Genomic DNA, 25,597 nt, shown 5'->3' with positions numbered 1-25,597 from the left:
TCCCTGTTCCAGCCGGCTTTAGCCGCGCAGCTCGGCAATGTGGGGCCTGATAATGACATCCGTTGTATCCAGCTGCACAATCTGTGCCAGCTGCTCCGCCATATAAGCCGGACTGTGTCTAAACCCGTCATTGACCCATTCCATTATCATACCAAGAATGGCATAGGCATGATAGCCGGCCAGCAGCCCGCGGTCGAGTTGCTCGGGCCGGCGCGGCGAATCGCCGAGATCCTGCAGCGAGAGCTTTTTCAGCACAAGAATCATCTGTTCCCGGAATGCGGCCAGCGCACTGGAGCGGATGCTGAGTGTATAGAAATAGGCGTGCCTTTGCACATGGTCAAAGATTTTGATGCCGCTTGCACCCATTTTGCCGATTTCAAAGGTATCGCTGCCCTCGTAAGGCTCACGGTAAGAATGAATCAAATCCGCCAGCACATCGCGGGAGATGTCCTCCAACAGCTCTTCCTTATATTGATAATGCTTATAAAAAGTTCCGCGGTTCAAATCCGCCTCCTGCACAATGTCCGTAATGGAAATCATCCGGAATTCCTTCTGCTGCAACAGATGAATCAAAGCTTCCTTGAGGGCCGCCTTGGATTTGTGAATCCGTCTGTCCTGGACCGGAGCTGTAGTCATCGCGCCCTTGCCTCCTCCGCAAGCTTCTGGATAGAAAATCAACAAAAAGCAAAAATCTGTTCGTTAACAAACAATCATACTCAATTTTGCATATTGAAGATATTAATTAAAATTAATTATACTAAATTTGAGACTAGGGGATGCAAGCCGGGGAGTGCAGCACTCAGGCAGATTTGTACCGGAACCCCTACTAAGAGATGGAGGGTATTATAGATGAAGCTTCAGGACAAAGTAGCCGTGGTAACAGGAGCCGCTTCGGGCATGGGTAAAGCCATTGCCATTCTGTATGCGCAGGAAGGCGCCAAAGTAATCGTATCCGATATCAACCTGGAGGCGGCTGAGAACACTGCGGAGCAAATTAAGGCCTCAGGCGGCGAAGCGGTTGCCGTCAAGACCAACGTCGCCGTCGAAGAAGATATCCAGCACTTGATTGACAGCGCTGTCAGCACCTACGGCACCGTGGATATTCTGGTCAACAACGCCGGGATCATGGACAATTTCGAGCCGGCCGGCGAGATTGAGGACGCGAACTGGGAGCGGATCTTCGCCGTGAACACCACCTCCGTGATGCGGGCCACCCGCAAAGTGCTGCCGATCTTCCTGGAACGGCAAAGCGGCGTCATCGTCAATGTCGCTTCCGCCGGCGGGCTGAACGGCGCACGCGCCGGAGCCACCTACACCGCGTCCAAGCATGCGGTCGTCGGCTTTACCCGGAACACCGGATTTATGTATGCCCAGCAGGGCATCCGCTGCAATGCCATTGCGCCGGGCAGCGTGGAAACCAACATCAGCGCGTCGATGACCCGCATCAGCGAATTCGGCATGGCCAGAACCCAGCCGGGCTTAGGCCTTAACCCGCGGCTTGGCAAGCCGGAGGAAATCGCCAAGGTCGCACTGTTCCTCGCTTCCGACGAGGGAAGCTTTGTGAACGGCACCGTAATCACCGCCGACGGCGGCTGGAGCGCTTATTGATCTTATAGATTCTGCAGAACTTGGGCCGCCCGTGGATATTGGCGGCTTATTTGCGGTTCCAATCGCTCTTTCGCGTCCGCTTGTCAGCAAACATTCAAGACAGCTATGAATCACCTCCCTTGCACCGGGGTTGACCACCTGATAAATCCCCATATCCGTCACACCCGGTCAGCAATAGACGGAATAAAAGAAATAGAATCTATAGATACTGATAGCTGGAAGATCATTGCAAATTCGATTCAATGGAGGAGTTCCTTATGCAGCTTAAGGGTAAAGTGGCGATCGTTACAGGTGCGGCGTCCGGCATGGGCAAAGCCATTGCGGTGCTGTATGCCAAAGAAGGGGCCAAGGTGGTCGTCTCCGATATTCACGAAGAAGCGGCCGGTGCGGTGGCGGAGGCCATCAAGGCGGACGGCGGAGACGCATTGGCCGTCAAAACCGATGTGGCGGCCGAGGCCGATATCGGGCGTCTGATTGATACGGCGGTCAGCACATACGGCACGCTCGACATTCTGGTCAACAATGCCGGCATCATGGACAATTTCGAGCCGGCCGGGGACATCAAGGATGAGAACTGGGAACGGATCTTTGCGGTGAACACAACTTCGGTGATGCGGGCCACCCGCAAGGCGCTGCCGGTCTTCCTGGAGAAGCAGTACGGCGTCATCATCAACGTGGCTTCGGTCGGCGGGCTGTACGGCGCGCGGGCCGGGGCCACCTATACCGCAACCAAACATGCGGTGGTCGGCTTCACCAAGAACACCGGGTTTATGTATGCCAAGTCGGGCATCCGCTGCAATGCCATCGCTCCGGGCGGCGTCGAGACCAATATCGGCGCGTCGATGACCGGGATCAATGAATTCGGCATGGGCCGCACGCAGCCCGGACTGGCGCTCAATCCGGCGACCGGCAAGCCGGAGCAGATCGCGGCGCTGGCCTTATTCCTCGCCTCGGATGCGTCCAGCTTCATTAACGGCACGGTCGTCACCGCCGACGGCGGCTGGTCGGCCTACTGAGCAAGCCGGCGTGAGCACCCGGCCCCAAATGCAGGCAGAGCCGTTGTTCCCTTTATCCGGGACAACGGCTCTTTGGTTAACACGTGCTTATTTACGCTTATCCTGGATGCGGATGTTGCTGCCGTACAGCGCAGCGTCACTGGTCACTTTAAAGGAAGGATAACCGGGATCAGCCTCAATCCGCAGCACCGGGTCAAACTGCTGCTCCTGCTGGCGGTCGCACAGGAACACAAACGGCTCTTCCTGGAAGCGGATGTCCGTCGGGCTTGGCTCATCGACAATGCGGATGACCAGCATACCGTTGCAGCCGCAATCCTCGGTATCGTAGAAGATTTTAAAATATCCCGGTCTGCCGCCCAGACTCTCTCTCAGCCGGCCTTCCGTCAACGGGTCCAATTGAATATGCATAGCTACTCGCTCCTTCAGCTACAGGATGCCATATCTAGTACTACATCTCTATTATGGCGCAAGTATAGCCCCAAGTTCAACCTTTGCAGTGTGACTATGGTCACATTATTTGTGACAATCATCACTCTGGACTCTAGCCAATCTGCGCGCGCACCTCTTGCTGCAAGCTAAGCAGCTGCTCCCGCACCTTCACCGCTTCACCGATCACAATCAGCGCCGGATTGCTGATTTTCATAACCGCCGCAAGCTTGTCGATGGTCCCGAGCGTACCCGTCACTGTCCGTTCCCTTGCGGTCGTGCCGTTCTCAATCAGCGCGGCGGGGGTGCTTGCGCTCTTGCCGTGCTGAAGCAGCTGCGCGCGAATCTCGCCGAGGTTCGCCATGCCCATGTAAATCACCAGCGTATCGGCGCCATGGGCCAGCGCTGCCCAATTCACCGGAGCGCTGTGCTCCTGACAGCGGCTGCCGGTCACTACCGCGAAGGAGGCGGCAGCGCCCCGGTGGGTCAGCGGAATGCCGGCGGAAGCCGCCGCCCCGATGGCCGACGTAATGCCGGGGATGAGCTCATACGCGATTCCCGCTGCGGCAGCGGCCAGCGCCTCCTCCCCGCCCCGTCCGAAGACGAGCGGGTCGCCGCCCTTGAGGCGAACCACATGCTTGCCCATGGCTGCATGCTCCAGCATCAGGCGCTCTATCGCTTCCTGGGGCATGGAATGCCGCCCGGGCGCCTTGCCGCAATAAATGCGCAGCGCTTCGGGCCGGGCGGATTCCAGCAGCTCCTCATTCACCAGCCGGTCATACAGAATGACATCCGCGCTTTGGATCCGGCGCAGCGCTTTTACCGTAATCAGTTCAGGATCGCCAGGGCCCGCCCCGACAATCGAAATCATTCCTGGTCTCATAGGCTTTTCTCCAGGACCGGGGCCTTGACGGCGACGGCTTCTTCGCTCCGCAGCGGCAAATCCACAAGCGGTGACCCCTGCTTCAGTCCCTTATGCGACAGATACAGCAGCATGCCTGTGAACAGCATGCCTCCGGCGAAGTTGCCCAGCAGCACCGGCACGCCGTTCCAGACCCACCAGTCGGAGAAAGTGACCGGAGCGCCCAGGAGCATGCCTGCCGGAATGACGAAGAAATTGACCACCGTATGCTCGAAGCCCTGGGCAAAAAAGGTCAGGATCGGCAGCCACATCGCCGCGATCTTGCCGGCGGTCGATTTGGAGGTCATCGCCAGCACGGCGCCGAGCGTTACCATCCAGTTGCAGAGCACCGCCTTGATGAACGCCAGCAGGATACCGTCGCCGCCCATCGCCTGGTAGGCCACAGTCTTGGCCTCGCTCGTTGTGATCAAGGTCTGAACCAGCGGATTCGACATATCCGTGCCCATCTTGGTTAAGGTAAGGCCGTACAGCGCGGCGTAAGCCGCGCAGCCCAGCAAGTGCCCGATAATGACCCAGAAGAAGTTGCGCAGCATGCGCGGGGTGGTCGTGCGCTTCTCCAGTACCGCCAAGGGAACCAGCGCGAAGCTGCCTGTGACCAGTTCAAGGCCCAAAAGAATAATCATCACGAATCCGACGGGGAACAGGATGGCGCCCACCAGAGGCAGACCCGTCTGGGCAGTAGCGGTATAAGCCAGGGTTGTCGCGCAGGCCAGAATCGCTCCGCCGAGGGCGCCGCGCACGACCAGCTGCAGGACGCTCAATTCCGCCTTGGCTTTGCCGGCGTCGATCATCGCGGACAGCACTTCATTTGGTTTTACATAATCCATGGACTTCTCCCCCTGCTCCATTGTTGGTGTTAAAGCGTCAGATAGATGCGGCCGCTGCCCTGCTCAATTTCCACCTCGTAGGTCTTGACATGTCCGGTATCCGGGGCCTGCACCTCGCCGCTGCCCAGCTCAATCCGCCAGTCATGCAACGGACAGTGCACCTTAGAGCCGCAGACCATCCCTTCCGATAACAGCCCGCCTTTGTGGGGGCATTTATTCTCCACCGCCCGCACTTCCCCGCTGCTGAGACGGAACAGCGCAATTTCCAGCCCGCCCATCTGCACCTTGCGCGAGCCCCGGATGTCGATATCCGCTACATTGCCGACAAGCACCTTGGTCATCGTCATGGCTAACCCCTCCTGTATGGTTTATACCGTTTCCGCTTGCGGAATCGGCTCGAAATTTTTGCGCAGCTCCGGCTCGTTCACGATTTGCTTCCACGGATCGGTGGTCAGGCTGAGCGTCTTCAGAATCCGCTCCTGCAGCGCCAGCCGCTCCTCGCGGGATTCCAGCGCCGCCTTGATGCTGTCCAGGCCGACGCGCTCCACCCACTGCGACGTGCGTTCGTTCCAGGCCGCATTCTCGCGGTAATACTGCAGGAAGGCGGACGCCCATTCCAGCACTTCGTCATCCGTCTTCACAACACACAAGAGGTCTGTCGCCCGCACATGCACACCGCCGTTGCCGCCGACATGCAGCTCCCAGCCGCCGTCGATGGCGACGACGCCGAAATCCTTGATCGTCGCTTCCGCACAGTTGCGGGGGCAGCCGGAGACGGCCAGCTTGACCTTGGCCGGGGTGTTCAGCCGCTCGAACGTCTGCTCCAGCCGGATGCCCATGCCGATGGAATCCTGGGTGCCGAACCGGCAAAAGGTCGAACCGACGCAGGTCTTGACCGTACGCAGCGTCTTGCCGTAGGCATGCCCTGAAGGCATATCCAGCTCCTCCCACATCTTCGGAAGGTCCTCCTTCTTCACGCCGAGCAGGTCGAGCCGCTGTCCGCCGGTGAACTTGACTATCGGGACGTCATATTTGGCGGCGATCTCCGCGATCTTGATCAGCTCCGCCGGAGAGGTGACCCCGCCGTAGATCCGCGGCACAACGGAGTAGGTACCATCCTTCTGAATATTGGCGTGATAGCGTTCGTTCGTGAAGCGCGATTCCTTCTCGTCAATGTAATCCTCCGGCCACAGCATACCGAGGTAGTAATTGAGAGAAGGACGGCATTTGGCGCAGCCCTCCGGATTGCTCCAATCCAGCACATGCATCACTTCCTTGACCGTCTTCAGCTCCATCCGCTTCATCTCGGCGACGATCTCATCGCGGGTGAGTGAAGTGCAGCCGCAGATGCCTTCTTTGACTGTGACCGCATTGTCCCCGGCATACAGCTGCAGCATCTCTTCCACCAGCGGCTTGCACCCGCCGCAGGATGCGGACGCTTTAGTGCAGGCCTTGATCTGGCCGACGCTGGTGCAGCCGCCGGTCTGAATCGCTTCGGCAATCGTCCCCTTGGAGACGCCGTTGCAGCCGCAGATGATCTCGTCGTCGGCCATGGCCGCGAGACGGCTGCCCCTGGCGGGCACGCCGCCGGGAATGCCGAGCAGGAGTTCTTTTTCCCGGCCCTGGATGCTTTCGCCTTTCTTGATAATGGAGAACAGCTCCGCTCCGTCGCCCGTGTCGCCGAACAATACCGCCCCGACCAGCTTGTCGCCTTGGATCACCAGCTTCTTATACGTTCCGTCCAGCTCATCCTGGACCCGCAGCGCCCGGGTTCCCGGCTGCTCCGTGAACTGCCCGGCCGAGAACACATCGACGCCGGACACCTTCAGCTTGGTGGAGGTCACCGAACCTTCGTAGCCGTCTGTAGCCGCTCCTGCCAGCCTCTTCGCCAGCACGGCGCCCTGCTCATACAGCGGCGCGACCAGTCCGTAGGCGATGCCGCGGTGCTCCGCGCATTCCCCCACCGCAGAAATGCCGGGAATATTCGTCTTCATGTAGTCGTCCACTATGATTCCGCGGTTCACGGCGATGCCGCTTTGCCGGGCCAGCTCCACATTCGGCTTGATGCCGACCGCCATCACAATCAGGTCCGCCTCGGCCGTTTCGCCGTCTGCGAACAGAAGGCCTTTGACTCTTTTTTTGCCGAGAATCGCTTCGGATTGCTTCTTCAGCAGAAACTTCATCCCCTGCGCTTCCAGCTCCTTGCGGAGCATCACGGCCGCCGTCTCATCCAGTTGGCGCTCCATGATGTAATCGTGCAGGTGCACCACGGACACTTCCATTCCTAAATGCAGCAGGCCCCGCGCCGCCTCCAGTCCCAGCAGCCCGCCGCCGATGACCAGGGCCTTCTTAAACGTCCGGGAAGCCTCCTGCATCATGTGGCAGTCGTTGATATCGCGGAATGCAATCACGCCTTCCTTATCCGCTCCCGGCAGCGGCAGCATGAACGGATTGGAGCCGGTCGCCAGGATCAGCTCATCGTAGTGGGCCGCCACTCCCTGATCGGTATGCACCCTCCGGTTCTCTGTATCAATGCTTGTCACCATATGGCCGGTATGGAGGGTAATGCCGTTGCTGCTGTACCATTCATAAGAATTGATGATGATTTCTTCCATGTTTGCCCCGCCGGCGAGGACGGAGGACAGCATGATCCGGTTATAGTTGGGATGCGGCTCCGCGCCGATAATGGTGATGTCGTACGCCTCCGGAGCCAGTTTCAGCAAATGCTCAATCGTGCGGACGCCCGCCATTCCGTTGCCGACGAGTACCAGTTGTTTGCGTGCAGCTGACATAAGGGTTCTCTCCTCTCTGTATCGAAAACAAACCAAAAAGCCCGCTTCACATCCCCCGCAGAACATACTGTTCCCGGTGCTTAAGAATGTAAAAGCAGGCGCCATTGCCGCTTCAAGCCGGATACGCCGTTGTATCCGTCTGATGATTTATTGAACTACATCGACTATACAACAGGTCAAAACAAAACGTCAATAATTATGACATATAAATTTTTATTTAATTAATTTATCGACAATTCGGCGGTTTTTGTGTTATATAATATAACATCATCCTTGATTATCCGGCTTGTTTCAAAGCTAATCATACGAAATTATACTTTCGTTATAGACCGATAAAGGAGCGTTACTCTATGCATTCCCTGTTGGTTATCGATCAAGTTATCACAGAGAATTCCGCAGAAGCGCGCTCGCCGGATCGGCCCGGTCCGCTCCTCCGCTCCTGCGGCTATGTCGTGCACACGGCTTCTAACGTGGATGAAGCCCTGCCGCTGCTGCGTGACGCGGATGCCGCCATCCTGCATCTGCCCGTGACCGAGCTGATGGCTTGGCGCAGCAGTCTGCTGCAGCTTAAGGCGCCCCCCATCCTCTGGTGGTGTACGAAGCACAGTGCGAATCTGTCGGCTACCGCCTGCGACGAGAACATTATTGTGGATGGCATTCTCTCGCCCGCCATGCAGCCGCCGGAAATCCACTGGATCCTCCATTTCGCCGCCAGAAGCAGCATGGAGCGCCAGGAGTGGCACCGGGAGCGGGAGCAGCTGCTAGCCCGCATCGAAGAACGCAAATGGATCGATATGGCCAAAGGCATCCTGTCCAAAGCCAAGAACATCAGCGAGTCGGAAGCCTATGATCTGCTGCGCAAGCAGGCGATGAATGAACGCAAGCGGATGGTCGATGTCGCCACCTCGATTGTCAAGGTCTATCAGCTGCTGCAGGATCAAACTTAAGGAGATAATACGATGATTAATATACTGAAAGAAGTGGCCAGAGGAAAACGCGGTGCCCGTGATCTAAACTATGAGGAAGCGGAAGTTGCGGCGGAGGCCATCCTTGGCGGAACCGCCTCTCCCGTACAGATCGGCGCGTTCCTGATCGCCGAACGGATGAAGCTGGAAAGCATCGAGGAACTGGAGGCGTTCGTCGCCGTCTGCCGGCGCTACGCTTACCGCGAGCCCGTCCACCGGGGGCTGGACTGCGCCGGCCCGTATGACGGCCGGAAGCATTCCTTCATTGCCACGTTTCCGGCGGCCTTCCTGCTGGCAGCTGCCGGGCTGCCCGTAACGCTGCACGGCGCACCTGCGCTGCCGCCGAAATGGGGCGTGACGCTGCAGGATCTCATCCGGGAATCCAGCATTGATCCCGGCGGGCTTGACCGGGAGGCGGCTGTTGCTGCCGCACGCAGCGGCGGCGTGCTGTTCGCCCGGCCCGAGGTATGGTGCCCGGCGCTGGATGCTTTGCGCGGGCTGCGCGTAGATATCGGGATGCGCACTATTTTTAATACGGCTGAGAAGCTGATCGACTATGCCTGCTCCCCTGCCCTAGTGATCGGCATCTTCCACAACACGGTGTTCGACCGGATGTCCCGGCTGATCCTGAAGCTCGGCTACGAGCGGGCGCTTGTCGTGCAGGGCGTCGAGGGCTCCGAGGATCTCTATATCGACCGCCCGAACCGGGTATACCGGATTGCCGGCGGCCGCGCCGAGCTCGATCTGATCGACCCGGAAGCGCTCGGGCTGGAGATGGAAGTGCCCGAGCTGGAGTGGAACGCGAAGCTGCAGCTGCAGACGGCCGAAGCGGTGCTGCAGGGCGGCGGCCATATGGCCTTCTACAACCAGACGCTGCTGAACGGTGCGGCCCGCCTGCATCTGGCCGGCAAGGTCAATTCGATCGAGGAAGGCGTGTACACCTGCAAGGACCTGCTGGATAACGGCGCAGCCTGGGCCGCATACACCAGATGGCGCAGCTCGCTGCTCGGCAGCAAGGCGCCCAGCCTGGGCCCGGTTTGAACGGCCCTGATATGAGCAGCTCTGAAAGGGGAAGCACATTATTCGCGTCCATACAAATAGTTCGATTTTCGCACACTAATTCTGCCGTTCTTACGGATTTCAGCCATCTAAATCGATTATCGCCACTTAATTTCAACGATATTAGTGTAATGATCCATTCACCTCCTGATTAAGTGGTGATTTTCCAACTAAGTGTGTTGATAGCTCCAAACAGTTGAAATTAGGTGGCGATTTTCCAACTAAATATTAAGTTGATCCGCAAAATCAATTTGCATAACAGCAAAAACGCCAGATCAATACCGTTACGCGGCTGATCTGGCTTTGACCCGTTATTGACCTGGCTATATTCTTCCCGCATGCTATGCTGGCTGCTGCGCCTTATTTCGCCTGCAGCGCTTTGCGCTGCTCAGGCTTGGCGCTCTCCGCGCTTTCCTGCTCCGGGGCGTCTGCCCCACCGAGCTTAAAGACGAGGATGCCGACGACGATCACGAGCACGCCGATCAGCTGGTTCCAGGTGAACGGCACCTTCTCCAGCCCGAGCCAGCCGAGCGAATCCCACAGCAGCGCAGTGCCGAGCTGGGCAGTCAGCACGATTGAGATGGCGTAGGTTGCGCCGAGCAGCTTCGTGGCCTGTACCAGGCAGATCACGACGCCCACTCCGATGATTCCGCTGAACCAGTACCAGAGCTCCATGTGCCGGAGGGTGAACATGTCCGCCCCCTCAAAGATAAGTCCCATCACCAGCGAGGCGATAAAACCCATGCCCAGCACCAGTGTAGTGGTTGACCAGGAACCCGTGTGCTGGTTGACCTTGGTGTTGAATATGTTTTGCAGGCTGACCAGCGATCCCGCGATCAGAGCCAGTATCAGACCGATAATCATATTGCTTCACTCCTTCATGTTTGCCATTCTTCCTAACTATTGCGCCCGCAAGCTTGCCGGGACGCGGCAAGCCTTCTGTGCTGACTACAGCTTGAGAATAATAACGCCTGCAATCATGAGGCCGATACCGATGAATTGCGGCAGGCGCATCTTCTGCTTTACAACCCCGAACCATCCCCGGCTGTCGATGACGAAGGTCAGGAACAGCTGGGCGATCAGCAGCGCCGATATCGTAAACGTAACCCCGATGTTCCGGATCGCCGTTACTTCACTGAAAATAATGATGGCAGCAAAAGCACCCCCGAACAAATACAGCGGCTTCACCTGCCTGAAGCCCTGCTTGCGGGCATCGCGCGCGAACAGCAGAATGACAAGCGCCAGAATGAACCCGGTGAATTGAGTAATGGTCGCAGCCTGCCAAGTGCCGATATCCTGGCTGATCCGGGCATTGGCCACCCCCTGCAGCGTGATGCAGGCTCCTGCCAGTATAGCGAATATAATCCCTCTCATGTTCTGTCTCTCCCTTTATGATCTCTGATCTTATTAAACGTCATCCGGCTCAGATTAAGAAAGGACATATGTCCTTCATTTCAAAATCGCACGCCACGGCGCGAAAAACCCGCCTTCAGCCGGCGGACCGGCCAACAGGCGGGCTTATATCCAATGTGCTAGGAGAGCAGCTTCATTTCCTGCAGCCGGTCAAAAATCAGCCGGCTCACCGCCGATACCTTATCGCGGTCGCCGGAAGTGAGCCAGCCGAGTTCCTCGATCTCGGCGGCCGGCACCAGCTCGCCGTCATAGTCGGCAGTCAGGCAGGTCATGACGACGCTGATCCCTTCGGCCTTGCCGTGCGCCGCCGCCTCGAACTTGCCGAACGGTCGGATGCTGTCCGGCCGGATACGTACGCTCAGTTCTTCGCTGATCTCCCGGATCAGCGTCTGTCCGTCCGTCTCACCCGGCTCCCGCTTGCCGCCCGGAAAGTACCAGGTATCCTTGCCCTTGGAACGGGCGCCCAGTACCTTGCCGTCCACCACATGAATCCAGGCTACTTTGTCGATGTTTGCGCTCATCACAATCCCTCTTTTCTCGGTTCCTTCATCTCTATGTATTTAAACGCATTTGAAGCGGAGAATAAAGGACATATGTCCTGAATGAATATGTCCTTGCATTGCCCCCGGGCATACACCCAAACGGGGCTTCGGCTCAGAGCATAAAATGGTTATACGTCTAATTCCAATAAGGAGTGAATTTTGGTTTATGCCCTATACACAACCGGCGAATCCCTGGGGACTCCAAAACTGTTTGTACCGTTTCACATATATGTGGCTTAGAAATGGAGATCAATTCTGGTTTTATTTGACGGCTGTCGGAGAATCAAGAGCTTACGGGTACAGATTTTTTGGCGGAAGATGGAATAGTTATTCCATTGCACTTCGTGAGATTGTTTCCTTCAATTGCTCTCCGGTTCCAACTTTGTACTAACAACAAAGGCGGCGAAATCCCCTTTTTATAGGTGATCACACATACATTCGGGATGGTTTCAGAGTATATTGTGGTAGTTCAAAGGAGGTGTTTGCCGTGAGCTATGATAAAGGATGTTATCCCATGTTTACATCTACCACGACCATACTGGTGCTCTATATCCTGCTGGTTATTGTTTTGAGAACATTTTGTATTTAGTAATGGGCAGTGATGATCTTTCTGTCGCGAAGGAAACAGTTACAAGTGGCAGCCTGGGATGTTACTGTCCCGTCGAGGCTGCCGCTTTCAATTTGTTTGGTGATTAGTCTTCCCTGAAGAATCTGCCCTCATCCGCAACTGTTTATGCGGCCAGCGATACAGCGGGCTTCAATACTTTTTTACAGAAAGGCGGCTATCTGCGGGAAGCGTTTTTTCAGCGGGAAAGAGGTTCAATATATGTTCTATGACCATGCGGACCGCAGTCTTCCGAATCAAGGAATCACTTACTTCTTCACCAAAGATCAGGCAGGCGAGTGGGCAATCGCCAATATCAATTAGTCCCGAAACCCACTCCCCAGACATGCCAAAAGGCCCCGCAAAGCGGAGCCAAAGGTTATACCTGCTGCTCGATTTGTTCATCCGGCTTGCTTCAGCCGTTACACCCCGCCGCGGATATGAGGCGCCACTTCATCACGGTAAAACATGGTAAGCTGCTCCATTTCCTGCGCTGTATAAGCCGGGGCTTCAAGAGTCCGGAGATTGTCTGTGACCTGGGCTTCATTCTTGAAGCCGGGGATGACGCAGCTGACGGCCGGGTGGTCCAGAATCCAGCGCATAGCGGCACGGGCCATATTGCCCCGGCCTTCGGCAATCCACTCCAGGCTGCGCGCCAGCTCCACCCCTTTGCGGAACGGCAGGCCGGCGAAGGTCTCGCCTACATTAAAGGCATCGCCGTTGGCATTATAGTTCCGGTGGTCGCTGGCCTCAAATGTACTGTCCTCCTTGAACTTCCCGGTAAGCAGGCCGCTGGCGAGCGGCAGTCTGGCCAGAATGCCCACACCCTGCGCCTCAGCCCGGGGCAGCAGCGCAAGCGCCGGCTGCTGGCGGAAGAGGTTGAAGATCACCTGCAGCGCCTGTACACCCGGAGCCTCCAGACAGAGCAATCCTTCCTCGACGGTCTCTACGGAGACACCGTAATGACGGATTTTGCCCTCCTGCTTCAAGCGGTCCAGCACCCCAAACACACTGCCGTCACGCAGGATCTCAATCGGCGGACAGTGAATCTGATACAGGTCAATGGCTTCCCGCTGCAGCCGCCGCAGACTCTGCTCGCAATATTCGCGCACGTGCCGCTCCGAATAGGTGTCCGGATCATGGATATCGCCGGCGCGGCAAAATTTCGTGGCAATATGGATTTCATCCTCTTTGCCTTTGGTGGCCTTGGCAAGCAGCTCCTCGGCATGGCCGGAGCCGTACACATCGGCGGTGTCGAAGAAATTGACCCCTTGCTCCATCGCCAGGGCCAGCCCCTTCAGCCCGTCTTCATCCCTGCTCGTTCCCCAGTCTCCGCCAATGGCCCATGTGCCAAAGCTCACTTCGCTTACCTTAAGACCGGTATTGCCCAGTTCACGGTACTTCATCTAAGCTGCCTCCTCATACGCTCAAAGATAAGTTCAGTAATAATGCTCTTTTCTATTATGTACGCATGTACACAGAAGGTCCAGTACAATTTGAAGCGTTTACTTTAACAAGAATGCATATCGCTTCTCCTTTCAGTCATAGTTAAATCTTGTTATATTTAGTGATTTTAAGATATTATTAGTTTAAGTTCGACCATAATCTCCAAGCCATTGCTGAACTTTTAGACATTATACATCCAGAATCGCTAAATAGATCATTACTTTAGCAGGACGAAAGGATGGATGAACATGAAGATCAGTGCCAGAAACCAGTTCGCCGGGACCGTTGTATCGATCGAAGAAGGGCCAGTCAACTCGAAGGTCGTCGTTGACACCGGTGGGCAGCAGATCACCTCTATCATCTCCAGTGAAGCGCTCCGCGAGCTGGAACTGCAGGAAGGCTCAAGCGTTACCGCTGTCATCAAAGCCTCTTCTGTGCTGCTGATGGCGTAAATGCGCAGATCACCGTCACCTTAATCCGCCGCTTCACCCGCGTGCTGAACCGGCCCAAGGAGCCTGGACCACCGCTGTCAGCGGCAAGGTTCAGGCTCCTTGCGGTTTTGGGGCTTGGGTTTTCCGGTATTATTATATATTGGTCGATTCAGCTGCCAATTGGTAGTCATAGGTTGGATGGGTCAAGGCAATAGTTGGATTTTCGCACACTAATTTTGCCGTTTTTACGGATTGCATAACTTTAATTCGATTATCGCCACTTAATTTGAACTTTATCAGGACAACGGCGTACTTTCATCCGCATTAGGTGCGATTATCCAACTACTTCTGCTAATATCTTCATTTGAGCTGAAATAGGTGGCGGATTTCCAACTAATCCGACACGTTTTTGTTTAGCTCCACCGCTCCAGCAGCGGTCCCTGCTCACCGTAGACCGGATCGCTGTCCGGCAGCGGCACGCAGGGAATCTCCGCCAGCGCCGCAGCGTGATCGGCGGCATGGTCCCGGCGGGTGTTGTAGTCAATCCCGCCGGGATAGGCCCCTGCCACGCGGAAATCGCTGCTGGCCGACAGGCGCTTATGGCCCGTGCCGGCGGGCAGGACCAGCACATCGCCGGCGCTCACCTCCAGAACGGCCCCTTGCTCACCGCCAAGCTGGAGCCGGGCGCTGCCCGACATCACGCCGAGCACCTCATGCGAGTTGCCGTGGTAGTGATGGTAATCGAACACGCCGTTCTGCCAGCTGTTCCCCCAGCCGCTGCGGTTGAACAGCTCTTCAGCCGCTTCCGGCTGCTCCTGCAATACGCCGGGGTAGACTAGCACAGGCAGCCGCGGGTTATTCGGCACTAGGCCGTCATCCTGAAACTGAAAGGTCTTCACTGCAAGCTCTGAAGCAGAGATGGGCTTGACCGGGTTCATCACTATCAGCCTCCTGGTTTAATAACTTCCGCATATCATTACCCTCAGAAGCGCAGAACCAACACAAAGATCATGCCCTGCTCCCTGCTCTCGGCATACAAATCCCCGTCCATCTGCCGCATCAGCTGCCTGGAGAGGTACAGGCCAAGACCGTTCCCCGGCTTGCCGGCGGCATTCGAGCCGCGCCAGAAGCTGCTGAAGATATGCGGCAGCTCCGCCGGGGAAAGCGGCGTTCCGCTATTCTCCACTTCAATCAGCTGACGGTACTCCTCCACGCGGAAAGAAAGCCGGATCCTCCCCCCGTCGCCGTATTTCACTGCATTGTCGAGCAGGTTGTCCAGGACCTCCTGCAGCTTATCCGCATCGCCGCGCAGCAGCTTGTCCTCATAGGGGCCGGTTTCCAGCCGGATTTTGCGCAGCTCCAGTCTTTCCCGGTGGTTGTGGACGACTTTTTGCAGCCAGTCGCTCAAATAAAACTCATGGTTCCGGACGTCGATCTCCTGCAGCGGCGAAGACGAGGCCGTAATCAGCTCTGCAATCTGTCCTTCAATGATCTCCGCCTGCTGTCCGATCCGCCGGGCCGTCTCTGTACGCTTCGCCTCCTCATTATACAGGTTGCCGTAGAGCGCGCTGGCGTACAGCTTGATGGCGGCTACAGGTGTCTTCAGCTCATGTGAGAGCGAGGCAATCAAGGTCTGCCGTTCCTTCTGCAGCCGGATATTGGCTTGCTTCTGGGCCTCCAGCGTTTCGCGCAGTGCATCCAGTCCCCAGAGCAGCCGTCCGAAATAACGGTGCTTCTGTTCCTTCACACCCGGCATAAGATGCCCGCGGGCCAAGGCAAAGGGGAGCTCGCCGATTTGATGAAACGGCCGGATAATGGAGCCGCGGATATACAGCAGCAGCCCCAGGACTGCAGCCAGCGCCGCTGCCAGCAGCATAACCGCTGCCCATACCTCCCGGCGGTCCGGTTCGGGAACGGTGTAGGTCAACTGCAAATAACCGGTCAGTCTGTCCCCGTTATAAACCGGTCGCACCGTATATTCCTCCCGGTCCGCCACCCCCTCGCCGGCAAAAAACGTCTCCAGCTCGCCGCCGCTGTCCTCAGCCATCCACCTCACCTTACGGATGTACCGGTAGTCCGATTGCTGCAGCTTTAGAGCGGACGGATCGGCCCCCTCTTGCACTGCGCCTAGAATCCGGTTAACTTCGATCCGGTATTCCTTGCTGCGAGCATAATCAAGCCCGCTCTGGGCCCAGAACCAGAAGCCTCCTATCAAGGATACACCGGTGATCAGCGTCCAAAGAATCAGTAGGTTAAACCGTTTCATATTTGTATCCGACACCCCATACGGTAACGATTCGCTTGGGCTCCTTGGGGTTATGCTCGATTTTGTCGCGCAGCTTATTAATATGTACGGTAAGTGTCGCCGGCTCGCTGAAGCTGTCCGCCCCCCACACCTGCTGGAACAGCCACTCTTTGCGCAGCGCCTTGCCGTGATGATCCAGCAGCAGCACCAGCAGCTCGTATTCTTTCATCGTCATGGCCAGCGGCGTGCCGTTCTTGAATACCTGCAAGGCGGCACGGTCAACGACGATATCCCCATCGGACAGAAGCGGGTTATCCGCCTTCATGTCATAGCTGCGGCGCAGCTGCGCTTTCACCTTAGCCGTCAGCAGCTGCACCGAAAACGGCTTCTCCAGATAGTCATCCGCACCAAGCTCCAGCCCGATAATTTTGTTGTCGTCACCGTGCCGGGCGCTCATGATCAATATCGGCAGGTTATACCGTTCCCTGACCTTGGTGCAGACGGCAAACCCGTCGAGTCCGGGAAGCATAATATCCAGCAGCAGCAGCTTGACCGGGCTCCGCTCCATAAAGGCAAGCCCTTCCTCGCCTGTAGCCGCAGTATGCACGGAATACCCCTCCGCCTGCAAAAAATCGCCGATCACATCCGCCAGCTCCGGGTTGTCTTCGATCATCAATATATCCGCCATGGTTCCCCCTCTTTGGCAGACATGGCTTCCGTTAACGGCAACGCCTGCCTAACCCTTATGTCTACCAGCCCATTGCCATCAGCCATTCATTCAGTCTGCGTTCCCGTTCCCGCAGTTCTGCCTCACCGTTATATTTACCCAAGTAGAATTCGCCCTGGATATTTCCGTCCAGCATGTACAGCACCTTGTCCGTTTGGGCCGCTACCTTCACATCATGCGTAACCATCATAATGCTGGTGCCTTCCCGGTTGATCCGGTTCAGCTCCTCCAGCACTTCCTTGGCCGCCTGGGAATTAAGCGCACCTGTCGGTTCGTCGGCGAACAGCATTTTCGGTTCATTGATCAGGGAACGGCAGATACAGGCCCGCTGCAGCTGTCCGCCCGACACCTCCGTAATGTCATGCCCGGCCAGATCCATAATGTTCAGCTTGCGCATTAGCCGGTCGGCATGCTCGTTCACCTGACTGCGGGTGCGGGTGTTGCCTTTATGCTGCAGACTTTGATAGCCTGCCAGAATAATATTATCATACACCGACAGATTGCCGAGCATCACCATTTGCTGAAAAATAAAGCCCATCCGCTGCAGCCGGATTTCGGCCATTTCCTTATCGCTTAGCCCCGACAGATTCTGCCGGTCAAAAATCACTTCGCCGGCGGTCAAACGGTCCATCCCGCTTACCGTGTACAGCAGGGTAGACTTTCCTGACCCGGAAGGTCCCATAACCGAGACGAATTCCCCTTGCTCCAGGCTAAAGCTGATATTCCGCAGCACATGGTTTTGCGCTTTGTTGACAATGTACGTCTTGCACAGGTTGTTGACTTCCAGGACAGCGTTCATAGCTAATTCCTCCAATATCTCTTTAGTCTTATAGCAGGGAGCCCCTGATTCCATTTCGAAGCAAAGCTCCACTTTGCGGGGTTATTTTATTCCATGTTCATATTCCAGACCTGCACCCGCTTAATCTGGCCGCAGCTGGTGTAGACAGCGAGCACGACCACCGCCAGCAGCAGCGCCGGATAGAGCAGATAGACCTCCAGCGGAGAAATCACGAACTCAATATGAGTTAGACCGAACATCCGGAAGATGACGCCGAACAGCCGCTCGCCCAGCAGATTGGCTGCGAGAACCCCCACCACCAGCGAACCCAGCATCAGCAGCAGAATGCGGAGCATCTGCCATTGCCGGATTTGTCCGCCGGTGAAGCCCAGGCTTTTCATGACCGCAATCCCCCGCACTTCCTTGGCAATCAGCAGCCGGACGAACAGGCTGGCAATGAAGAAGACAATGAGGCACACAATGCCGATCAGCATCACTTTGACACTCTGCAGCTGACCCATGAACCCGCCGAGCACTACAGACAGCATATCTTCCGCGCTTTTAATTTCAAGCTCAGGCAATTCCGCTTTCATCTTAGCTACGATCTCAGGCTTCTGTTTATCCGGAACGTCAATGCTACCGCCGAATTGATAGCTGTTTACCATCTTGGGTACGAACTGTTCAGATACGCGCACCATGTAACCTTCATTAGAGATCGTTTGAAAAATTCCGGTAATCAGAAACGTGCGCTTCTGCCCGTCAATCTCGAACATAATGCTGTCTCCAGGCTGCTTGTGATAATTCTCGGACATGATGCTGGTGATGGCAATCTCATTGTCCAGCTTCGGGCTTACGCCGTCCAGATAGGCGTGCTGCGCTGCCGGTTCACTTTTGATGCCGCCGATGTTCCGGCTATCTTCACCGTCATCTGAAATGTATTTCGTCACAAAGGTGTAATCCACAGACATAGACACTGCGTAATCATGCTCCTTAAACACCTGGCTGATCCGGTCCATTTCGGCATGGACTTCAGACAGCGTTACATCGGCGATCTCGCTCTTGGTGTAGAAATCCGCCGGCGCCGTACCGAAATACTCAATAAAGGAGGGCTCGGAAATCGTATGGATCAGGTTTATCGGGATAATCATCACGGCCGTGCTGAGCACGACTGTTATGATGAGGGTCGTGTAGCTGCGCAGCTTGCCCAGAACGTCGCTCAGGGCCAGCACGACCGTCGGCGGCAGCAGCCTGCTGCGGTGCAGCCGGACGATCCGCATTTTACCGAACCGCTCTCCCGTATGTCCCAGACGGATGGCATCAATGGCTGAAGCTCTGCCGATGGCGCGCATACACTGCAGGCAGAACAGCAATATGACCACTACGGTGACAATGACGCTGCCTGCGGCAACCACATCACCGGCGAAGCTCTCCGGCACGATAATATACTGCGATATGCTGCGTGACAGCGCCCGGGTCAACGGCAGGCTGAGCATCAGGCCCACAGCCCCGCCGACGGCGGAGAGCGCCAGATATTTAATCAGATACAGCTGCTTGATGCTATAATTGCGGAAGCCGATCGCCTTCATAATGCCGATGCTCCGGTATTCATCCTGCAGCGTCGACACAATGGTGAAGCGCAAGGTGAGAAAGGCTATGCAGATCAGGAACAGACTGATCGCTACAATCAGCGCTGCAATGATCCGGTCGATCATGAATGAGGCGCTGACAAGGCTTTTATCAATTTCAAAGGTGACCTGGATGCCCGCCTTGGCAAGCTCGGCGGACAACGTTCCGCCAGGCGTTCCCGAAGTAGCTACGAAGCTCCAGAGCTTGGATAAGGTTTCAGCTGCCACACCGCTGCGGATGGCCGCGAAATCTTCTCCGGAGATCATCATCCGTTTGATGGTCAGCAGATCGGAGCCCAGATAAGCATCTTTAAAGAATGCGGCCACCTTGAAGGTTCTGGTCACACCCGCCAGGCGAAACTCCATCACCTCACCGGCCTCGAGACCGGTGGCATTCTTGAGGCTGACCGGCAGGGCGATCTCCCCGGGCTTCAGCGTCAGGCTGCCGTTATTTTCGCCGAAGACCAGATTGATCTCATCCGGTACCGTGGACAACAGCAGGCCAACGTTGGTGGATATTCCCTTGCGTCCTTCCGGCAGCCCGATTTGCCTCGCCTGGACATTGATCAGCGGCTGCGAGTATACGGCTTTAATATTCTGCTGCCCCTCTGCCCATGCACTGACGGAACTATTGGTTTGCTGATCGTCCGCTGTCGTGACAATGAGATCGGCGATATTGCTCTTGTCAATGAAGCTGCTGATCGCTGTCGAGGTCGTATACAGCAGATTAGTACCGCTTGCCACGAGGGTTGACGCCAGGATGACCAGTACCAGCAGCACCAGATTCATTGTTTTTTTGCGCTGCAGATCTTTCTTGAGAATCTTCAGAAACATGATAATGAGTAGCCCCTTTCCTTATGCTCTGAGGCGATTATACCGGGACAATTATTAAATAATCCTTAACTGGAGGAATAAAGATAGGGGGATTTATTAAAAAAAAGGGTATCCGCACAGCCATGAAACAGCTGTGGAACACCCCTAAAACATCTTCTTTATTCCTCTGCGGCACGAAGCTTCTGTCCGGCGAACTCATAGAACGCCAGCGCATCCTCCCGGGAGGGGAAGCCGGCTTGGGCCAGCTTGTCGCTGCCGCCGCCCTTGCCGCTAAACGCGCCGAGTTCAGCTTTGAAGAACGCTCCGCAGGAGAAGCCGGCCTGGCCGCTGTGGGCAAGCACTGCCTTATTGTCCGCAGCGGACAGCAGCAGCACAGGCAGATCGGTGAGTGCCGTGAGCTTCGCGGCCAGGCTCTGCAGATCCTTCAGCGGCTTCGCTTCGAAGCAGCGGCGGATTAGCCCCGCGCCCGGCTCCAGCGCCGCCACCATTTCCTGCGCAGCATAAGTATCATTGGATTCCTTGAGCCAGCCGAGCTCTGTTTCCAGCCGCTTCTGCTCCTGCTCCCACTTCTCGATCCGGTCAATAATCTCATCCTTGCCGGTATTGTACTTCGCGGCCAGGACGCCGAGAATACGCGACTGGTCATTGAATTCGCGCAGGGCGCGGCCGCCGCATTTGAAGGTTACCCGCACATGGCCCTTCTGCTTGTCAGCGCGCAGCAGCTTGATCATGCCGATTGCGCCGGTGGCCGAGACATGCGTGCCGCCGCAGGCGTTGTACTCTATATTGGAAATCTCAACGATGCGGAAATTCTCCGTTACCTTGGGCTGTTTGGCCAGCGGCAGCCGGGCCAGCTCCTCTTCGCTGACGAAATAGCTTGAGACCGCATGGTTCATGTAGATATGCCGGTTCACTTCCGCCTCCACAGCTGACAGTTGCTGCGGCTCCAGCTCCGACAGGGCGATATCGATGGTGGCGTAGTCCACACCAAGATGGAAGCTTAAGGTCTGCGCCCCGCACTGCTCCCGGAAGAGTGCCGAGAGCAGATGCTGACCGCTGTGCTGCTGCATATGATCGAAACGGCGCTCCCAGTCGAGGGCGCAATTTACGGTTTCACCAGCCAGGAGTGCGGTTTCCACCTGGTGCAGCACTTCTTCGCCCTCCAGAATAACATCCAGTACAGGCATGTTGCCAATCTGTCCAGTATCGCAGGGCTGTCCTCCGCCATGCGGATAGAACGCCGTCTCCGCGAGCGTCACATATTCCTTGCCTTCCCGTTGCAGACTTCCGGTAACGGTCGTCTGCCACTCCTGCATATAGGCCGATTCATAATAGAGCTTCTTAGTCATGGGTTGACACTCCCTTCCGGAGTTAAGTCCGCAATATTAAACCATCGTTCCATAATGACGTACTCTTTACCGCCCTTATGAAACCGTTCTTCTGTAGCAGCCAGTCCAAATTTCTTATAAAAGCCGATCTTGCTGCTGCGGGCATTGCAATAAATCCGCTGCGCTCCGGCCGCAGCTGCCGCAGCGAGCACATGCTCAAGCAGCCGTGAGCCGTAGCCCTTTCCCTGCTCGGACTCCAGGGTGGCGAACTTGCGGAATTGGGCCGCCTCTCCCTCCCGGAACAAGGAGACGACGGACACCAGCCGCTCTCCGTCAAGCAGCCCGTAATGCTCCGCCGATTCGTCCCCGTCAATGCGTACATACTCAGGCTCGCGCTCCGGCCACATCACCTCATGTCTGAGCTTCCAGGCCGCCTCTTGCGGTACCAGCCGGATTTCCATCAGCAATCAACTCCATCAGCTAATATAATTCTCTATTCTAATGCAGCGTGTCCCAAATCTGTTTGCCGACCAGCACAATGGTGACCGTAATGAACAGTGGCCGGATATATGCCGCACCTTTGCGGATCGCCAGCTTCGAGCCGACGAGGGCGCCGATGATCATCGGAATACCGATCAGGAAGCCGTAAGCGAAATTCACAGAGCCCACAGCAATAAAAGTCAGCAGGCTGGCAATGTTGCTGGCGAAATTCAGCACCTTGGCATTTCCGGCGGCAGTTACAAATTCAAAGCCCATCATCAGAAAGGCGAAGATCAGAAACGATCCGGTGCCCGGCCCGAAGAACCCGTCGTAGAATCCGATCACGAGCGCGGCGAGCATCCCGAGATAACGGGTCTTTTTATTGCTGCCGGAGTAGGTGGAGACATCGCCCCAGGATTTACGGAACAAGGTGTACAGGGTAATGACGATAAGCATGACAATTACAAGCGGCTTCAGGAATTCGGAAGGCACCTGGCGGACCGTCAAAGCGCCGCTGATGGCCCCGATGGCCGATAAAGGGATGAGCCAGCCAACGGCGCGGAAATTGATTTTGCCCGACCGCAGAAAAGACGCCGTACTCGTCAGCGAACACAGCGTTCCGCCCAGCTTGTTGGTCCCGAGCAGCAGGTGGACGGGAATGCCTGCCGCCAGCAGCGCCGGAATACTGATCAGGCCCCCGCCGCCGACCACGGAATCGATCAGCCCGGCCAGGAAGCCGCAGACTACCAAAATAACGATGATGCTGACACTCATATGGTCCATGGCTTGCAAATCTCCTTGCTATGTATTTCAGCGCGTTTCACGCATTCTCAAGCATACACAATTTTGCCGGATCAGACCATCCTAAATTGCCGGCTAACCCTCACTATAACCGCAATTAAAGAACCACTCTCCCTGCCGGTGCCTGTCCAGTGCGCTCCTTACATAGGAGATTGTATTCTCCGGCAATCCGTTCAGAGGATACCAGCCCAGCTCACCGCATTTCTCCGGCTCTCTGTTCCAGGGCTCACCCGTCCACTGACCGGCAGTGAAGAAGAAGTCGATCCGTTCCGAATCCGGTGTCCGGATTTGCATTACGCAGACCATTCGCAGATCCTCCCGCGCAATTTTCACGCCGCATTCTTCCTCCGCCTCCCGGATGGCCGCCATATGGACCTCCTCACCCGGCTCCAGACGGCCTGCAGGCAGTGCGTATTTCCCGTCATGATGACCGGTATTCCTGCGCTTAAGCAGCAGAACCTGTTCTTCCTGCACAAGCATGACATGCACTACACTCATCAAATGTTTGCTCACAACCTAGCGCCCCCTATAAAAAAATCAGATCGAATCCAAACTGACGTTCGTACAATAATCATAATACCGCATGAGCCTGTCTCAAGATAGGTTTTTATTCAACAATAATTATATATTTATTATTAATACTTATTTATTGTTTTTCGATATGTATTGTGTTAAATTGATTGTAAAATCACGTATAAGCGAGGGAGTTTGCATGGAACGCGGAACCACACTTTTTTTGAAGGCGTCTGTCATTGTGATCGGTCTTCCGATCCTGGCGCTGTGTATCTTTATTGTGCCGCAGATAGCCGGATTTGCCGCCGAGTTGTACCCGGAGCACAGTTATCTGAAGGTTTTGGTGGCGGCCGATTTATATGCCTCAGCAGTGCCGTTTTATTTTGCGCTATACCAGGCGTTCAAGCTGCTGGGGTACATTGACAGGAATGAGGCTTTCTCGGATTTGTCCGTACGGGCGCTCAACAAGATTAAATATTGTGCTGTGGCAATCAGCGGTTTAATTGCAGCCGGCATGCCGATCTACTTTCTCATGGCCGAGAAAGACGATGCCCCGGGGCTTGTGGCCATAGGGCTGGTTATTATTTTTGCTTCGCTGGTAATCGCTGTGTTTGCCGCCGTTCTCCAGCGGCTGCTGCAGCAGGCGATTGAACTGAAATCCGAAAATGATTTGACGGTCTGAGGTGAGAATGATGGCGATTATTGTTAATATTGATGTCATGCTGGCGAAGCGGAAGATGAGTGTCACCGAGCTTTCGGAGCGGGTGGGAATTACAATGGCGAACCTGTCCATTCTCAAGAACGGCAAAGCCAAAGCGGTGCGGCTATCCACGCTGGAGGCGATTTGCAAGGCGCTGGATTGCCAGCCCGGAGATTTGCTGGAATACCGCAGCGACGGAGAATAGCCGGGGATTAACGAGTTTTGGGGCACAGGCAAAGGACAGCATGCGAAAAACGGCGGATTTCCGCCGTTTGGTTGTGTTACAGCAACCGGGTAAGGACCGTTTACTTATAGCGGTTCTCTTCGGTTTTCTTATAGGTGGTTTTGTCGTCGCTTAGCGCTTCTTTGCGCACATCGAGCTTCTTTTGCTCCATCTGCTGTGCTTCCTGGCTGTTGACCGGGGTGTGGGCAAGCTCTTCTACTGTATTGACAAGATTCTTGTCAGGATTCATATTGTGGTCCACTCTATATTTCCTCCTTGTCGCAATGACGGATTTCTTCGGTTTATTGTGCCGGCACACGAAGGAGATTATACATTTCATTCAAAAACACCTCACCCGCAAGTTGCTTAAAAACATAATCCGGTGGGTTTCTAAAAAAAGAGAACCCACGGCGGGCGCGGGTTCTCGTGAGATTATCATCTTGTATTCCGTTTGTATTCTGTCTTTCTGTATCCGGTGAATCCTACTCTTCCGAATCCACGTTGTGATACACCTGCTGCACGTCGTCCAGGTCTTCCAGCGCGTCAATCAGCTTCTCGAACTGTACAGCCGCATCGCCGTCCAGGCTGACATAGTTCTGCGGAAGCAGCGTCAGCTCGGCCACCGTAAAGTCGGTGACTCCGGCGCCGCGCAGTACTTCCTGCACCGCATGGAACTGATCCGGCTCAGCGTAGACGATTACCGCTTCTTCTTCTTCCAGCACGTCGCGCACGTCGATATCGGCTTCAATCAGCAGCTCCATTACCTCATCGGCGCTCTTGCCTTCCAGACCGATAACGGCGGTCGGATCGAACATATACGTTACCGAGCCGCTGACGCCCATATTGCCGCCGTTCTTGCTGAAGGCGGAGCGGACAAGCGGTGCGGTGCGGTTCACGTTGTTCGTCAAAGCATCAACGACAACCATCGAGCCGCTTGGCCCGAAGCCTTCATAGCGCAGCTCCACATAATTCTCATCCCCGGCGCCCTTCGCCTTCTCCAGTGCACGGTCAATGATCGCCTTCGGCACGTTGTAGGTCTTGGCGCGTTCCAGCACCACCTTCAGCGCACGGTTGGATTCGGGATCAGGCTCACCCTTCTTGGCGGCCACATAAATTTCCACGCCGAATTTGGCGTATACCTTACTTGTATTAGCGTCCTTGGATGCCTTCTTTTCTTTAATATTATTCCATTTACGACCCATAGTTTCGCGCTCGCTTTCCAACTTGATTTATAAACAATCTGTTATATTATACCCCTGCGGGACAACTCCCGTAAAGGGCGGCACACTCCG

At 55.8% G+C, this 25,597-nt stretch carries 28 protein-coding genes; 7 read left to right on the top strand and 21 right to left on the bottom strand.

Annotation, left to right across the window (positions count from 1 at the left end):
- Positions 1–18 precede the first annotated feature (18 nt).
- Positions 19–636, bottom strand: coding sequence for a TetR/AcrR family transcriptional regulator (locus tag F1381_RS06740; RefSeq protein ID WP_151734055.1), 618 nt, complete (start codon positions 634–636; stop codon positions 19–21).
- Positions 637–849: 213 nt separating this feature from the next.
- On the opposite strand from F1381_RS06740, the gene F1381_RS06735 reads away from it, so the two are divergent.
- A complete protein-coding gene (locus F1381_RS06735; RefSeq protein ID WP_151734054.1) occupies positions 850–1,608 on the top strand; it encodes an SDR family oxidoreductase in 759 nt (252 codons plus the stop codon).
- A gap of 257 nt (positions 1,609–1,865) precedes the next feature.
- A complete protein-coding gene (locus F1381_RS06730) occupies positions 1,866–2,624 on the top strand; it encodes an SDR family oxidoreductase (RefSeq protein WP_151734053.1) in 759 nt (252 codons plus the stop codon).
- A gap of 87 nt (positions 2,625–2,711) precedes the next feature.
- Here the strand turns inward: F1381_RS06730 and F1381_RS06725 are convergent, their stop codons facing one another.
- The 5 genes from F1381_RS06725 to nirB form a co-directional block, all read right to left on the bottom strand.
- Positions 2,712–3,032, bottom strand: a complete 321-nt coding sequence (locus tag F1381_RS06725) for an iron-sulfur cluster biosynthesis family protein (protein WP_151734052.1) — start codon at positions 3,030–3,032, stop codon at positions 2,712–2,714.
- A 133-nt stretch (positions 3,033–3,165) separates the two neighbouring features.
- The gene (gene cobA / locus F1381_RS06720) at positions 3,166–3,933 is read right to left on the bottom strand and encodes a uroporphyrinogen-III C-methyltransferase (protein ID WP_151734051.1); all 768 of its coding nucleotides are present in this window, start codon (positions 3,931–3,933) and stop codon (positions 3,166–3,168) included.
- Positions 3,930–4,799: a formate/nitrite transporter family protein gene (locus tag F1381_RS06715; protein ID WP_151734050.1), complete on the bottom strand. Its 870-nt coding sequence runs from the start codon at positions 4,797–4,799 to the stop codon at positions 3,930–3,932. Before F1381_RS06715 ends, cobA begins: the two co-directional genes overlap by 4 nt.
- A gap of 29 nt (positions 4,800–4,828) precedes the next feature.
- On the bottom strand, positions 4,829–5,140 hold the full coding sequence (nirD, locus tag F1381_RS06710) for a nitrite reductase small subunit NirD (protein WP_151734240.1): 312 nt from the start codon (positions 5,138–5,140) through the stop codon (positions 4,829–4,831).
- Between the two features lie 27 nt (positions 5,141–5,167).
- Positions 5,168–7,591 (bottom strand): nitrite reductase large subunit NirB, encoded by a 2,424-nt coding sequence (nirB, locus tag F1381_RS06705; RefSeq protein ID WP_151734049.1) that lies wholly within the window; start codon positions 7,589–7,591, stop codon positions 5,168–5,170.
- A gap of 350 nt (positions 7,592–7,941) precedes the next feature.
- On the opposite strand from nirB, the gene F1381_RS06700 reads away from it, so the two are divergent.
- Together F1381_RS06700 and F1381_RS06695 are read left to right on the top strand one after the other, a co-directional pair.
- Positions 7,942–8,538 (top strand): ANTAR domain-containing response regulator, encoded by a 597-nt coding sequence (locus F1381_RS06700; RefSeq protein ID WP_151734048.1) that lies wholly within the window; start codon positions 7,942–7,944, stop codon positions 8,536–8,538.
- A gap of 12 nt (positions 8,539–8,550) precedes the next feature.
- Positions 8,551–9,597: an anthranilate phosphoribosyltransferase gene (locus tag F1381_RS06695; protein WP_151734047.1), complete on the top strand. Its 1,047-nt coding sequence runs from the start codon at positions 8,551–8,553 to the stop codon at positions 9,595–9,597.
- 378 nt (positions 9,598–9,975) lie between these two features.
- Here the strand turns inward: F1381_RS06695 and F1381_RS06690 are convergent, their stop codons facing one another.
- The 4 genes from F1381_RS06690 to F1381_RS06675 form a co-directional block, all read right to left on the bottom strand.
- On the bottom strand, positions 9,976–10,479 hold the full coding sequence (locus F1381_RS06690; protein WP_151734046.1) for a DMT family transporter: 504 nt from the start codon (positions 10,477–10,479) through the stop codon (positions 9,976–9,978).
- Positions 10,480–10,563: 84 nt separating this feature from the next.
- The gene (locus F1381_RS06685) at positions 10,564–10,989 is read right to left on the bottom strand and encodes a DMT family transporter (RefSeq protein WP_151734045.1); all 426 of its coding nucleotides are present in this window, start codon (positions 10,987–10,989) and stop codon (positions 10,564–10,566) included.
- Between the two features lie 158 nt (positions 10,990–11,147).
- Positions 11,148–11,549: an NUDIX hydrolase gene (locus F1381_RS06680; RefSeq protein WP_151734044.1), complete on the bottom strand. Its 402-nt coding sequence runs from the start codon at positions 11,547–11,549 to the stop codon at positions 11,148–11,150.
- Positions 11,550–12,596: 1,047 nt separating this feature from the next.
- Positions 12,597–13,580: an aldo/keto reductase gene (locus tag F1381_RS06675; RefSeq protein WP_151734043.1), complete on the bottom strand. Its 984-nt coding sequence runs from the start codon at positions 13,578–13,580 to the stop codon at positions 12,597–12,599.
- A 288-nt stretch (positions 13,581–13,868) separates the two neighbouring features.
- Between F1381_RS06675 and F1381_RS06670 the strand changes: the two genes are divergently transcribed.
- Positions 13,869–14,072 carry a TOBE domain-containing protein gene (locus F1381_RS06670; RefSeq protein WP_151734042.1) on the top strand — a complete coding sequence of 68 codons (204 nt, stop codon included), beginning with the start codon at positions 13,869–13,871 and terminating at the stop codon, positions 14,070–14,072.
- Between the two features lie 392 nt (positions 14,073–14,464).
- Here F1381_RS06670 and F1381_RS06665 read toward each other — a convergent pair whose 3' ends face one another.
- The 9 genes from F1381_RS06665 to F1381_RS06625 all read right to left on the bottom strand — a co-directional run bounded on the left by F1381_RS06665 (position 14,465) and on the right by F1381_RS06625 (position 23,382).
- On the bottom strand, positions 14,465–14,989 hold the full coding sequence (locus tag F1381_RS06665) for a cupin domain-containing protein (RefSeq protein ID WP_151734041.1): 525 nt from the start codon (positions 14,987–14,989) through the stop codon (positions 14,465–14,467).
- A gap of 44 nt (positions 14,990–15,033) precedes the next feature.
- Positions 15,034–16,317 carry a sensor histidine kinase gene (locus F1381_RS06660; RefSeq protein WP_151734040.1) on the bottom strand — a complete coding sequence of 428 codons (1,284 nt, stop codon included), beginning with the start codon at positions 16,315–16,317 and terminating at the stop codon, positions 15,034–15,036.
- The gene (locus F1381_RS06655; protein WP_151734039.1) at positions 16,304–16,984 is read right to left on the bottom strand and encodes a response regulator transcription factor; all 681 of its coding nucleotides are present in this window, start codon (positions 16,982–16,984) and stop codon (positions 16,304–16,306) included. The genes F1381_RS06660 and F1381_RS06655 overlap by 14 nt, the downstream gene beginning before the upstream one ends.
- A gap of 61 nt (positions 16,985–17,045) precedes the next feature.
- Positions 17,046–17,822, bottom strand: a complete 777-nt coding sequence (locus F1381_RS06650) for an ABC transporter ATP-binding protein (protein ID WP_151734038.1) — start codon at positions 17,820–17,822, stop codon at positions 17,046–17,048.
- Between the two features lie 86 nt (positions 17,823–17,908).
- Complete coding sequence (locus F1381_RS06645) at positions 17,909–20,260, bottom strand: ABC transporter permease (RefSeq protein WP_151734037.1); 2,352 nt, start codon at positions 20,258–20,260, stop codon at positions 17,909–17,911.
- 158 nt (positions 20,261–20,418) lie between these two features.
- Positions 20,419–21,609 carry an alanyl-tRNA editing protein gene (locus F1381_RS06640; RefSeq protein ID WP_151734036.1) on the bottom strand — a complete coding sequence of 397 codons (1,191 nt, stop codon included), beginning with the start codon at positions 21,607–21,609 and terminating at the stop codon, positions 20,419–20,421.
- On the bottom strand, positions 21,606–22,049 hold the full coding sequence (locus F1381_RS06635) for a GNAT family N-acetyltransferase (protein WP_187355239.1): 444 nt from the start codon (positions 22,047–22,049) through the stop codon (positions 21,606–21,608). Before F1381_RS06635 ends, F1381_RS06640 begins: the two co-directional genes overlap by 4 nt.
- 37 nt (positions 22,050–22,086) lie before the next feature.
- The gene (locus F1381_RS06630; RefSeq protein WP_151734035.1) at positions 22,087–22,851 is read right to left on the bottom strand and encodes a TSUP family transporter; all 765 of its coding nucleotides are present in this window, start codon (positions 22,849–22,851) and stop codon (positions 22,087–22,089) included.
- A 93-nt stretch (positions 22,852–22,944) separates the two neighbouring features.
- Positions 22,945–23,382 (bottom strand): NUDIX hydrolase, encoded by a 438-nt coding sequence (locus F1381_RS06625; protein WP_246187931.1) that lies wholly within the window; start codon positions 23,380–23,382, stop codon positions 22,945–22,947.
- Positions 23,383–23,581: 199 nt separating this feature from the next.
- Between F1381_RS06625 and F1381_RS06620 the strand changes: the two genes are divergently transcribed.
- The gene (locus tag F1381_RS06620) at positions 23,582–24,064 is read left to right on the top strand and encodes a DUF2975 domain-containing protein (protein ID WP_151734034.1); all 483 of its coding nucleotides are present in this window, start codon (positions 23,582–23,584) and stop codon (positions 24,062–24,064) included.
- A gap of 10 nt (positions 24,065–24,074) precedes the next feature.
- Entirely contained in the window at positions 24,075–24,287 is a 213-nt protein-coding gene (locus F1381_RS06615; RefSeq protein ID WP_151734237.1) for a helix-turn-helix domain-containing protein, read from the top strand.
- Between the two features lie 100 nt (positions 24,288–24,387).
- Here the strand turns inward: F1381_RS06615 and F1381_RS06610 are convergent, their stop codons facing one another.
- Positions 24,388–24,567 (bottom strand): hypothetical protein, encoded by a 180-nt coding sequence (locus tag F1381_RS06610; protein WP_151734033.1) that lies wholly within the window; start codon positions 24,565–24,567, stop codon positions 24,388–24,390.
- Between the two features lie 220 nt (positions 24,568–24,787).
- The gene (locus F1381_RS06605; RefSeq protein ID WP_151734032.1) at positions 24,788–25,507 is read right to left on the bottom strand and encodes a YebC/PmpR family DNA-binding transcriptional regulator; all 720 of its coding nucleotides are present in this window, start codon (positions 25,505–25,507) and stop codon (positions 24,788–24,790) included.
- Positions 25,508–25,597 lie beyond the last annotated feature (90 nt).

This window comes from Paenibacillus tengchongensis, assembly GCF_008973665.1.
In the GTDB taxonomy this organism is placed as follows: domain Bacteria; phylum Bacillota; class Bacilli; order Paenibacillales; family Paenibacillaceae; genus Paenibacillus_AQ; species Paenibacillus_AQ tengchongensis.
This window is presented reverse-complemented; position numbering and strand designations above follow the sequence as displayed.